10 protein-coding genes are annotated in these 11,143 nt (G+C 63.9%); 4 read left to right on the plus strand and 6 right to left on the minus strand.

The features are described 5' to 3' along the window. The 3 genes from AB4Z00_RS17585 to AB4Z00_RS17595 all read right to left on the minus strand — a co-directional run bounded on the left by AB4Z00_RS17585 (position 1) and on the right by AB4Z00_RS17595 (position 3,291). Complete coding sequence (locus tag AB4Z00_RS17585; protein ID WP_442046740.1) at positions 1-876, minus strand: acid phosphatase; 876 nt, start codon at positions 874-876, stop codon at positions 1-3. Then, positions 876-2,408: an arylsulfatase gene (locus AB4Z00_RS17590; RefSeq protein ID WP_442046741.1), complete on the minus strand. Its 1,533-nt coding sequence runs from the start codon at positions 2,406-2,408 to the stop codon at positions 876-878. The genes AB4Z00_RS17585 and AB4Z00_RS17590 overlap by 1 nt, the downstream gene beginning before the upstream one ends. A 190-nt stretch (positions 2,409-2,598) precedes the next feature. Further along, positions 2,599-3,291, minus strand: a complete 693-nt coding sequence (locus AB4Z00_RS17595; protein WP_132263524.1) for a DUF3313 family protein — start codon at positions 3,289-3,291, stop codon at positions 2,599-2,601. A 272-nt stretch (positions 3,292-3,563) separates the two neighbouring features. Here AB4Z00_RS17595 and AB4Z00_RS17600 point away from each other — a divergent pair, with 272 nt between their 5' ends. From AB4Z00_RS17600 to AB4Z00_RS17610, 3 genes are all read left to right on the plus strand, one after another. After that, positions 3,564-4,556: a SphA family protein gene (locus tag AB4Z00_RS17600; RefSeq protein ID WP_431566754.1), complete on the plus strand. Its 993-nt coding sequence runs from the start codon at positions 3,564-3,566 to the stop codon at positions 4,554-4,556. Positions 4,557-4,633: 77 nt separating this feature from the next. Beyond that, entirely contained in the window at positions 4,634-5,890 is a 1,257-nt protein-coding gene (locus AB4Z00_RS17605; RefSeq protein ID WP_442046742.1) for a BamA/TamA family outer membrane protein, read from the plus strand. Positions 5,891-6,012: 122 nt separating this feature from the next. Further along, positions 6,013-6,879, plus strand: coding sequence for a Na+-dependent transporter (locus AB4Z00_RS17610; RefSeq protein ID WP_134093195.1), 867 nt, complete (start codon positions 6,013-6,015; stop codon positions 6,877-6,879). A gap of 31 nt (positions 6,880-6,910) precedes the next feature. Here AB4Z00_RS17610 and AB4Z00_RS17615 read toward each other — a convergent pair whose 3' ends face one another. From AB4Z00_RS17615 to AB4Z00_RS17625, 3 genes are read right to left on the minus strand one after another with little or no spacing between them, the layout of a single operon-like run. Continuing rightward, the gene (locus AB4Z00_RS17615) at positions 6,911-7,816 is read right to left on the minus strand and encodes a formylglycine-generating enzyme family protein (protein ID WP_134093196.1); all 906 of its coding nucleotides are present in this window, start codon (positions 7,814-7,816) and stop codon (positions 6,911-6,913) included. A gap of 48 nt (positions 7,817-7,864) precedes the next feature. Next, the gene (locus AB4Z00_RS17620) at positions 7,865-8,527 is read right to left on the minus strand and encodes a DUF202 domain-containing protein (protein WP_314465952.1); all 663 of its coding nucleotides are present in this window, start codon (positions 8,525-8,527) and stop codon (positions 7,865-7,867) included. Further along, on the minus strand, positions 8,524-9,057 hold the full coding sequence (locus AB4Z00_RS17625; protein ID WP_132263534.1) for a DUF4136 domain-containing protein: 534 nt from the start codon (positions 9,055-9,057) through the stop codon (positions 8,524-8,526). Before AB4Z00_RS17625 ends, AB4Z00_RS17620 begins: the two co-directional genes overlap by 4 nt. A gap of 234 nt (positions 9,058-9,291) precedes the next feature. On the opposite strand from AB4Z00_RS17625, the gene AB4Z00_RS17630 reads away from it, so the two are divergent. Beyond that, positions 9,292-10,494: a DUF2092 domain-containing protein gene (locus AB4Z00_RS17630; RefSeq protein WP_442046743.1), complete on the plus strand. Its 1,203-nt coding sequence runs from the start codon at positions 9,292-9,294 to the stop codon at positions 10,492-10,494. Positions 10,495-11,143 lie beyond the last annotated feature (649 nt).

Here is an 11,143-nt window from a genome sequence, read left to right on the forward strand (position 1 = left end):
TTATTGCAGCCGAAGCCCCGCGGCTTCCGTGCTGCATGCCTCTACGGACGGCGCGCGCTTCGTTCCGGTCCTGGCCAGTTCGGCGCGCGCTGCGTCGAGGTCGGCACGAAACGCCTGCTCGGCATGGAGCCGCGCCAGCGTGGCCGCCGCCATCAGTCGCCCGGCATCGACATCGCTTGCCCAATGGACGTTGCAGACCAGCCGGCTGTCCCCGAAATCACGGCCGCGCTGGAGAATGGCATCGGCGCGATCGGGCATGAGTTCGGCCAGGATCAGCGCCCAGCCCCAGCCCAGCGCGCTATGGCCGGAGGGATAGGATCCGTCGGTGCGCAGCACGGCTTCGTCCTGCGGCGAGCAGGTCGTGTCGCCGTGGGCCACGAAAGGCCGCACGCGGCGATAGTGGTCCTTGGCCTTGTAGGTGGAGAGTCCGATGTCGATCATCGCCTTGCTCATCACGCGGTAGAGCACCGGCGTGCGCTTGGCATCCGGTGTCACGCCGGCGGCGCAGGCAAAAGCCTGGAAGGCATGCGCCGGCTTGAGATCGGCATCGCTCGCCGCCTGGATGAAGCGCGGACTGTCTTTCGGCCGGGCCATGGTCTTGTCCGTTTCCTCGTCCCGCGCGAACGCGGCCGATCCTTCTGCCGGTGGCGGCGGCAGCAGTGCTAGGCTATCCGGAAGCTGCGAGAGCGAGAGGTAGCCTTTCGGCATGCCCGGCGGCAGCTTGGCGGTGATGCTGGGCGGTCCGGCGCCGGCAGCGCCCGTCTCCACGGGCGCCGGGCCGGCAGTGGTTCCCTGGGGCGACTGGGCCGCCGCGGATACGAATATCGCGGCGGCACCCAGTGCCGAAAGGAGGATCGGACGGCGCGCGCTCCCCATCAACTGGAACCGGCAGCGGCATCGGCCATCTTGGCGATGGCGTCGTCGATGGTGAAGCTGTTGGGACGCTGGATCGGCGGAAATTCCTTGAACGTCTCCGCGAACATCGCCGCGCCGGTCTGGGCCGCATAGATGAAGTAGGCGTTGTGCAGGAACCAGTCGTAATAGGTGTTCGAGGTGATATCCGCGAACTCGTAAGGGTCGGTCCGCAGGTTGAACATCTTGGGCAGTCTCAGCCGGGTGAAGGGTTCGGCCCAGACCTGCATGGTGCCCGGGCAGCGCTGCTCCAGGAACACCAGCTTCCAGTTGTCGTAGCGCATCGCCAGGATGTCGCCATCGTCGCTGATGTAGAAGAAGAAGTTGCGCGGGCTGTCCTTCTCCTTGCCGGTGATGTGGCCCAGCAGGCTCTTGCCGTCGATGTGGTTCTTGTAGGTGCGGCCGATCGCCTGGTGGCCCTTCTTCACTTTCTCGACGATGTCGGGTTCGCCCGCCATTTCCAGGAAAGTGGGCAGCCAGTCGTGGTGCTGGACGATGCCGTTGGAGATCGAGCCGGGCTCGATCCTGCCCGGCCAGCGCACCATCATCGGAATGCGGAACGCGCCTTCCCAATTGGTGTTCTTCTCGCTGCGGAACGGGGTCATGCCGCCATCCGGCCAGGAGTTGCGGTGCGGGCCGTTGTCGGTCGAATACATGACGAACGTGTCGTCGGCGATGCCCATGGCGTCGAGAGCATCGAGAACCTGGCCGACGTTCTTGTCATGGTCGATCATGGTGTCGTGATAGTCGGATTGCCAGCGACCGGCCTGGCCCTTGCTCTCCGGCTTGGGGTGCGTGAACATGTGCATGTGCGTGGTGTTGAGCCACACGAACCACGGCTTGTCGTCCGCCTCCTGCCGCTTGATGAAATCGAGCGCCGCGGCGACGAATTCGTCGTCGCAGGTCTCCATGCGCTTCTTGGTGAGCGGACCGGTGTCCTCGATCTTCTGCTTGCCCACCTTGCCCCAGCGTTCCATCTCCGTGGGATCGTCCTTGTCGGTCGCCCAGCTGTGGATCACGCCGCGGGGGCCGAAGCGTTCCTTGAACTTGGGGTCCTTCGGATAGTCCTCCATCTCGGGCTCTTCCTCGGCATTGAGGTGATAGAGGTTGCCGAAGAACTCGTCGAAACCGTGATTGGTGGGCAGCATGTGGTTCAGGTCGCCCAGGTGGTTCTTGCCGAACTGCCCGGTGGCATAGCCCTGCTCCTTGAGCAGCGCCGCGATGGTCACGATCTTTTCATTCATGCCGGAGGGCGCGGCGGGAATACCCACCTTGGAGAGCCCGGTGCGCAGCACGCTCTGCCCGGTGATGAAGGACGAGCGCCCCGCGGTGCAGCTCTGTTCGCCGTAGCTGTCGGTGAACTTCATGCCTTCCCTGGCAAGCCGGTCGATGTTCGGCGTTCGATAGCCCATCAGGCCGTCGGTATAGCAACTGAGATTGCTGATTCCGATGTCGTCACCCCAGATGACCAGGATGTTCGGCTTTCCATTCGGCATGATAGGCATCCTTCTGCACGATAGGACCGCAATGGTCGTGAACGCGGGCCGATTCGGCCATCCGGGTTTCACCCGATACCAAGTTGTTTTGCATCCTAGGGGAGTGGATATTGCCTATCCAGCCCATCACTCGCGCAAACAACGTTACGATCACATTTCAGCCTGGAACTTTTATTTTCTAGTATTCTCGCTATTTCTTGGACATCCCCTCGGCATTGATGGGCGAGAGGCTCTTCAATTCGGTGAGGCCCGCAGCGCTCAGCTTGGCCCAGTGAGCGAAGAGGTCTTCGAAGTCCGCCGTGTTGGTCACGGTGTTGCGCAAGTAGGCCCGGCTGTCTTCCATGCTGCGGGAATCGACCGCACGGCCGAGCAAGGCACCGGTGCGTGAATCTCGCGCCTCGATCACCAGCGTGCCGCCCCCGGCGTCGCGGGAAAAGGTCCACGACCGGCCCGCCGTCATGGGGTCCGGGGCGACCACGTCGAGATTGACGACCGCCGTGGACAGCCGCAGCACATCGGAGCCGGGCTGGTCCACCACCTGGTATCCCGCCTTCTGGTAAGCTTCCACGAACAGCTTGTGGAAGCCGGTCTTCGCCTGCTCTAGGATATCCCGCGCCTGCTCGTTGGAGACGGGGCGCCCCCTGTCCTCGGCAAAGCCATGCTCACGCTGCCAGTTCTTGCGGAAGGCTATTTCCGCCGGGTCGATCATGACTTTGGTGTAGCCGCGAAAGTCCGCATCGGGCTGAAGGTAGACCGTCTCGATCTTGCTTGATTTCACATGCATCAGCCCGTCCCAGGTATCCGGTGCCTTGGCCGCCAGGGCGGGCACGGCGCAAGCAAGCAGAAGGGGCAGGACGGCATATCTGGACAAGCGCGCGCGCATCTTGAGTCTCCTCTGTTCCCGGTCTCGGGTCCCGGCATTTTCGCAAGACATTATCCGCAGCGCGGCGGCGCGCACATCGGGACCATTACCGGCTTTGCGCGGGACTACTCCGCTCCCAGGCGACGGCCCGCTCCCGCCCTGCCCACTCCCGCCCGACCACTCCCGCCCCGTTCACCCGGACATGCGTCGGGCAATCCGGGGGTAATCCCCGATTCAGCTCCCGGCCCGCCTGCCGCACTCTCCTCGACCTGTCAGAGGATCAGGAGCGGTACATGCCCCATGTCAATTTCCGGCACGTCTTGTGGAGTCTCCTGGCGCTGGGATGCAGCCAGGCCGCAGGCACGGCCCAGGCCTCGGAAGGCGGCACCAGCATCTACCTGCTGGGATCCGGCGGCCCCGCCGCCGCCGTTCAGCCGCCCGTCGAAGGCATCTTCGTGGACGACACAATGTATTTCTACGGCGGCGACATCGCGGCCGACAAGAGCCTTGTCGTGGGCGGCAATGTCGCGCTGGGCCTCGACTCCTTCGTGGCGGCACAGTTCACCACCCTGGTCTGGGTGCCCTCCACCAAGTTCCTGGGCGGCACCCTGGCCCTTGGCGGCTCGCTGCCGCTGGCCGCGCCCTTCGTCGATGCCTCGGTGATCGTCGCCGGGCCCGGCGGACAGTCCATCACCCGCTCCCGCACCGACAATACCCTGGCGATCGGCGACCCCCTCGCCAACATGTCGCTCGGCTGGAAGTGGGACAAGTTCTACCTGCAGGTCGGCGGCTTCGTGAATATCCCGGTGGGCCACTACCGCGAAGGCGAGCTGGCGAACATCGCGTTTCACCGCTGGGCCGGCGACGCCTCGCTGGCGGCGAGCTGGCACGACACCGATTCCGGCTGGGACGTCAGCGCCAAGGCCGGTGTCACTTTCAATGGCAACAACAAGGTCACCGACTACAACACCGGCAACGAGCTTCATGTCGAAGCCGCGGTGGAGAAGAGCTTCTCCGAGAAATTCTCCGCCGGGATCGTCGGCTATTATTACGACCAGATCAGCGGCGATACCGGCGAAGGTGCGGTGCTCGGCCCCAACAAGGGCCGGGTTGCGGCGCTGGGCGGCACGGCGGCCTATAACCTGATCCTCGGCCGCAGCCCGGCCACCTTCCGGGTGCGCGTATTCCAGGAATTCGACGCCCGCCGCCGTCAGGAGGGGACCGCGGGCATGTTGAGCCTGACCTTGCCGCTCAAGATCTTCCCGCCGGCCGCCGCGACGAACTGACCGGACACCGATCGGCCGCGTCTTGTCGGTCGCCGCTGCGCCGCAAGACAAGTGCCCATCCAGAAGGAGAGCCGACCATGCAGCAGCAGCGGCCGGATGCCACGCCCCCTCGGCCCCTGTCCGCGGTCCCGCTCCGGTCTGCCCCGATGCTGGCGACGCTGCTGCTGGCCGGGCTTCCGTTTCCCGTCATGGCACAGAACCTGCCGGTGCAGCAGATGGCGAACGACACCGTCATCGCGACGACTTCGCTGTCCGCCCCCCAGAACGACCGGCCTGCAACCGGCGACGCCGCCACATCGGCAGCCGCGCCGCCGGCACCTCCCGCCGCCAAGAAGATGAAGCCCGACCTGCTGGTCGTTCCCATTCCGATGTCGAACCCGACGGTCGGGGCCGGGCTCACCGTGGCGGGGGTGCTGTTCTACAACCCCAACGGCTCCAGCCAGCCCTGGGTCACCGGCGGCGGCGCCTTTTATACCACCAACAAGAGCTGGGGCGCCGGCGCGGTGCACAGCATGTCGCTGGACGACGACCGTTTCAAAGTGCTGCTCTTCGGCGGCTATGCCGACATCAACATGCAGTTCTACGGCATCGGCGCCAATGCGGGCGACCGCGACATCTCGGTGGACCTGGAGGACCGGGGCACCATGATCCTGTCGCAGGGGCAGTACGAGATCGCAGAGCACTTCTACGTCGGCGCGCGCTATCGCTTTCTCAAGGTAAACTCGCGGATAAAGCGAGAAAACCCGCTCTTTCCCGATCTCAATCTACCGGGCAACCTGCTCGACAGCCAGACTTCGGGCATCGGCCCGGCCGTGACTTACGACAGCCGGGACAACCAGTTCGCGCCGCGCAAGGGCGCGAATGTCACGCTCGTCGGCGTCTTCAACATGGACGCGCTGGGCAGCGATTTTTCCTATGACACCTGGCAGTTCGCGGCCAGTGGGTACTTCCCGGCGACCTCCACCGGCACGCTCGCGATCCACGGCAGTCTTTGCGCGGTATCCAAGGGGGCCCCGTTCTACGACTTGTGCATGTACGGCCAGAACGGAGACCTTCGGGGATACGAAATGGGCCGCTACCGCGACCGCGCGATGTGGACCGCGCAAGTCGAATGGCGCCAGCAGATGAGCGACAGGTTCGGCGGCGTCCTGTTCGGCGGGATCGGCGGGATCGGAGACAGCCTCGGAGATCTCGACCGTGGCAAGTTCCTGCCCGCCGTGGGCATGGGCCTGCGTTTCAAGGCCTCGCCAGAGACCGGCACGAACTTGCGGCTCGACATCGCGATGGGTCGGGATTCACAGGCCATCTACTTCGGAATCGGCGAGGCGTTCTGAGCGACGCCGCCTCACGGAAGAGGCGGATAGCGGCATTTCACGAGGCGGCTAGGGACTTTCCCCGATCAACTTTTGCTCCTGCCAAGGCAATGATCGCAAAGCACAACGGAAGGTGAAGACCGATGGAGATCGTGAAACAACTGATACCGTTACTGCTGACCTTGAGCCTCGGCCTGCTGGTGGTTGCGGCCGGACTGGCATCGTCGCGCGGTGACTTCGCCTATGTCCTGAAGCGCCCGCGGCTGTTGCTGCCCGCTTTCGTGGCGATCATGGTGATCCCGATCCTCGCGGCCATGGCCATCGTCGCGCTGTTCCCGCTTTCCCAGGCGGCAAAAGCAGGCATCCTGCTCATGGCCATTTCGCCCGTGCCCCCACTGATGCCGGGCAAGGCTTTGAAGGCGGGCGGTCACACGCCCTATGTCTACGGCCTCATGGCGACCGGCGCCGTCTTCGCCGTGATCTTCGTGCCGATCCTTGGCGCCCTGGCAGCCCGCTTCTACGGCGTTCACGCCCAGTTCCCGGTCAGCGTGGTCGCGCGCAATATCCTCATCGGCGTGGCCATCCCGCTTGTGGTCGGGCTTGTAGTCGGCCGGGTCCTGCTCAGGGCGCCCGCTCCGCGCCTGACGAAAGCCGTGACCATTGCCGCCTACCTGCTGCTCGTGCTGGCCGCACTGCCGATCTTGATCAAAGTCTGGCCGGCGATGATGGCGCTGATCGGCAATGGCACGGTTCTGGCCATGATACTCGTCGTCGTCGTGGCCATCGCGGGCGGCCATTTTCTTGGTGGCGACAACCTGGCGGACCGAGGCTCGCTTGCCATCTCCGCCGCCATGCGACACCCTGGCATCGCCTTGGCTCTGGCCGGTGCCAATCACGCCAATGCGGCGCTTTCGGCTGCAGTCCTGCTGTTCCTGATAGTCGGGTTCCTGGTGCTGATCCCTTACCAGATGCTCCTGCGGCGACAGGAAAAGCCCGGAGATCAGGTCTGATCCCCGGGCCCTGCAGGCTCAGTCGTTCGCGTCAGATCCTGGCGATGGCCCGGAAACCGACATGGGACGTCGAGGTATCGACCGGCTGGGCATGGCGCGCCGCCGGTCGATAGCGCTGGCAGTAGTTCGGCGCGCAAAGGTGCGAGCCGCCCTTGAGCACGCGCCGGGGGATGCGCGTGGGATCGTTCGGGTCGACACTGTCCTGCATCGCCTTGGCCCGCGCCGTGGAGCAGCAGCTCCTGACCGGCGCCGCACCGGGAGAATCGCGCCACCAGTCGGCGGTCCATTCCCAGACGTTGCCGATCATGTCGTTGAGCCCATAGCCGTTGGCCGGATAAGTGCCGACGGGCGAGGTCCGCAGCCACCCGTCCTCCCGCAAGTTCGCATAAGGGAAGGCGCCCTGCCAGGTGTTGGCCTGATGGACGCCGCCCGGCACGAGTTCGGAACCCCAGGCGAATTCGGTGCCTTCGCTGCCACCGCGCGCCGCGAACTCCCATTCCGCCTCGTTCGGCAGCGAGAGTCCCGCCCAGTCGAGATAGGCCTCGACATCGACCAGCGCGACATGGACCACCGGATGTTCGGCGATCTCGTCCAGGGAGCTATCCGGTCCGGTGGGATGGCGCCAGTCCGCGCCGGACTGGAAAGACCACCACTGGCTGACCGGCCCGCGCGGATCGACCGGGCGGGCGGGCGGCTGGAACACGAGCGAGGACGGCACCAGCATCTCCGGCAGGGCGCCGGGATAGTCGGCCGGGTCCGGCGCCTGCTCTGCAAAAGTGCGATAGCCGGTTTCCGCCACGAACCGCGCGAATTCCCGGTTGGTCACCGGGTTGCGGTCGATCCAGAAGCCTTCGACCGCGGCCGGCCGTTCGGGCCGTTCCTCGGGATAATGGTGGTTGGAGCCCATGGTGAACTGCCCGCCTTCGATCCAGACCATGTCGCGATCGGATCCGGGGCGGGTCTTTGCTGCATTCGATGCCACGGTTCAGTTCATCCCCGAGATGTTGAAGACGATCCCCAGCACCGCCGCTATGCCGAGAATAGCCAGCAGCACTGCAACGATCAGGGTAAGCGAAACCGGAAACACCGTCTCGCCGTGGATCAGCCCGTCACCCGTCATGGCCTTTCGGCTGGCGCGAAGCTCCAGGGCAAACTGGACGTGCCGCGCGATGCCGCCGAACAGCAGCAATATGCCCAGCACGATAAGCGCCACGCCGAAGTTCCGGGGTGTCTGGCTTTGGCCGATGACACCCGCTTCGTGCAGCTTTGCGAAGGCCTGATAGATCGTGAAACCGAAGCCGATGAGCGACAGCGCAGTGCGTATCTCGGACATCAGCGTCCGATCAGCGCTCATCCGCGTCCGGTGGAAGGACATGCCGGTACGCCGCATCGACATTTCCGTGCGGTTTTCGGAAAGACCCGTGCGATGCTGCGAAAGATCGGTCCGGAATTCGGACAGGTCCGTGCGGTGCTCCGAAAGGTTCGTACGAAAGCGCGAGAGATTGCTGCGAAACCGGGAGAAAGTGGTCGAAGCCTCGTCGGGGGTTATTCCGGCAACGTCGGGCAGAGGGGGAACGGCAGGCAGGTCGATCCGCTCGGGCCTGGGGGTGGCGATGCCCCGCTCGTTCTCGAACGGTTCGCCGGTCATTTCGCCGCTCCTGCCGGCGGCGGGAAGTTGGCGAGAACCGCCGTCACCACCGCATTGACCTTTTCCTGAGTAACGCTGCTGCTGGTCACCTGCTGCGTCGCAGTGCCATGCCACACCGGCGACTTGCTCGCGCTGTCGTAGACGTCGATGGTCAGCGTCCCGTCCGTCACGTTGCGCACATCGACCTGGTTGTACCCGGCCCAGCCGCCCCAGGGACGGAAATAGGGCCCGTAGGAGCCAAGCGAGGACACTTCCACGCGGTCTCGCGAACCAAGGGTAAACCCGATGGCGAAATCGCCGGTGCCGGCCTGGGTATAGCCGCGCTTGGACATCTCGCTTTCGACCGCGGTCTTGACGCGCTGGGTAAGCAGCGGGTTCACGCCTTGCGGTGCGGCAGTGTAAGCCCAGCTATACGTCCGGAAACCGGCAAAATTAGCCGTAGGATCGGCGTCGAAGGTTACTTTCGGCGTGGTCGCGCAAGATGCCGTCAGCAGTGCGCAACATGCCAGGGTCAACGCTCGCGAGTTCATGGCCTTCTCCTTGTATCGAGGCCTGAACTATTCGGCTGGCAATGGCTTTCAGCTATCGGGAATCTCCCTGATGCAGGCTGTCGGGCATCCCCATGGACAGCCCCCGAGGTTCGCCGCGCCGACTGCCCTGGCATCTCCCGAGGCAATTCCAGCGCGATCAGAGGGATTCCCCGGATGTGACGCCGGCAGGGAAACTGTGACCCTGTAACGGTTCAGCCATCAAAGGAGTGACCGATGCCCGTTTCGCGCTTCCGGCCTGCCGCCGGAGCCTTCACGCTGGCGCTGCTGCTCGCGGGTGCCGCGACGCCCGCTCTCGCCCAGGCCGCTGCGGACCAGACCCCGTCCGCAGCCGACGCGGCGACCACCGCAGCCACCACCGCAGCCACTGGGCCCCGCACGGCGACGCAGACGCTCGACCCGGTGGCCATCCAGGCGCTCAAGGGCATGGGCAACTATCTCAAGACGCTGCAGAGCTTCGAGATCCAGTCCAAGGCGACGATGGAATCGACGTTGCAGGACACCGATATCGCCGTGCATCTCGGCTATGAGGCAACCTACAAGGTCATGCGGCCCACCGCCTTCTTCGTGCAATTGAAGTCGGACCGCGCGATCCGCGAATATTACTATGACGGCAAATCACTCACCGTGAACGTGCCGCGGCAGAACTACTATGCCAAAGTGCCGGCCCCGGCGACGATCCGCCAGACGGTGGACAAGATCTATCTCGACTACGGGATCGACCTGCCGCTTGCCGATCTGTTCTACTGGTCCGAAAATCCCGTGACCGATGGCATCACTTCGGCCGTTCGCGTGGGCTTCGCGCGGATCAACGGGCAGGAAACCGACCAGTTCGCCTATCGCGGCGAGGATCTCGACTGGCAGCTCTGGATCGCCCGCGGCAAGAAGCCGGTGCCGCTGAAGGTCGTGATCATAGACCGTTCGAACCCGATCCGGCCGTCCTACGTGGCGGAACTCACCTGGAACACCGCCCCTGCCCTGACGGCGCGCGAGTTTTTCGAGGACGAGTTCCCCAGGGAAACCGCTTTGTTCGACAATGTCGTGGTGACACCGGAAGTCCCGAAGGACATGGCCGCAAGCTTGGCAATCATGCGCGAACAGATGCTCGATGACACCAGCTTCGCCRCTGCGGTGTTCGTGGGCGGCATGCAAGGCATTATGGAAGAGTTCGAGTTATTCAAGGCCAAGGCGCCCGATGCCGCCATCCTGCCGATCATGACCGCCGGCGGCGCGGCTGCGATCCTTGGCCAGCAGATCGACGCCGATCCCGAATTCGCACAGCAGCGGGATTATGTGGCGCTGCTCCACCAGCAACTCGATATAAATCCCGCCGAGAGACGCTACTCTTCCCCCGCTCAGCAGCCCGAAGCAATTGCGGACCGGCTTCAGCATCCGCCCGCGCCTTCTGCGCAGGGCTGACCAATGAATCCATGCTCCGTGTCAGAGCTGCAATGAAGCCTGGTGCGGAAACTCAGGATCCGCACCTAGAAAAAACTGTCACGCGAGGGAACGCCGAGAAAGAAAGTCATCGATGCGCATTTAGTCACCGGGTCAGAGGCATCCTGAATCATGCACAACGCCAACATCGGCCTGACTTCAGAGCGCCTTCTACTCCATTGGTGAAGAGCGTCCGACTTTGTTTTGCAGCAGACTTGCCATATGGGGAGTGGAAATGCCGATCCCTTGAAACAAAACACGATCGAACCCGGCAGTACTTAACCTCTGGCTTCAATCCGTCAGCGCCCATCATCTGGCGAAAATATAGAGCTGAATGACAGCATTGTCGCGACCGAATGCGATGTATTTGGAGGCGAGAAGCTGAACTATTTTTTCGTAAGCCGCCCGCCTATGAGGTTGATGAGAAGGACGCCTCGCCTGCCGAGCGGGAAACTGCCCTGCTGCTTCATTTTGAGTATCAATCGATCGGCAGCATCAAGCGTATTTTCCCGTTCGACGTAGCCATCCGGTGAAAGCCGCGACGTAGCTCGGATCAGGTGACGATCGGGTGCTGTTCTGGTTGCCAATTCCAGGGCATTAGCTGATCGAGCTGTCGGGCCGGATGCTCAGC

This window comes from Novosphingobium sp. YAF33 (assembly GCF_052113265.1).
In the GTDB taxonomy this organism is placed as follows: Bacteria; Pseudomonadota; Alphaproteobacteria; order Sphingomonadales; family Sphingomonadaceae; genus Novosphingobium.

Bases quoted from the DNA above. Each gene is read 5' to 3' on its own strand.
- AB4Z00_RS17605 (WP_442046742.1), top strand. From the start codon at position 4,634: ATGCAGCAGCAGCGGCCGGATGCCACGCCCCCTCGGCCCCTGTCCGCG.
- AB4Z00_RS17620 (WP_314465952.1), bottom strand. From the start codon at position 8,527: ATGACCGGCGAACCGTTCGAGAACGAGCGGGGCATCGCCACCCCCAGG.
- AB4Z00_RS17585 (WP_442046740.1), bottom strand. From the start codon at position 876: ATGGGGAGCGCGCGCCGTCCGATCCTCCTTTCGGCACTGGGTGCCGCC.
- AB4Z00_RS17600 (WP_431566754.1), top strand. From the start codon at position 3,564: ATGCCCCATGTCAATTTCCGGCACGTCTTGTGGAGTCTCCTGGCGCTG.
- AB4Z00_RS17595 (WP_132263524.1), bottom strand. From the start codon at position 3,291: ATGCGCGCGCGCTTGTCCAGATATGCCGTCCTGCCCCTTCTGCTTGCT.
- AB4Z00_RS17590 (WP_442046741.1), bottom strand. From the start codon at position 2,408: ATGCCGAATGGAAAGCCGAACATCCTGGTCATCTGGGGTGACGACATC.
- AB4Z00_RS17625 (WP_132263534.1), bottom strand. From the start codon at position 9,057: ATGAACTCGCGAGCGTTGACCCTGGCATGTTGCGCACTGCTGACGGCA.
- AB4Z00_RS17615 (WP_134093196.1), bottom strand. From the start codon at position 7,816: ATGGTCTGGATCGAAGGCGGGCAGTTCACCATGGGCTCCAACCACCAT.
- AB4Z00_RS17610 (WP_134093195.1), top strand. From the start codon at position 6,013: ATGGAGATCGTGAAACAACTGATACCGTTACTGCTGACCTTGAGCCTC.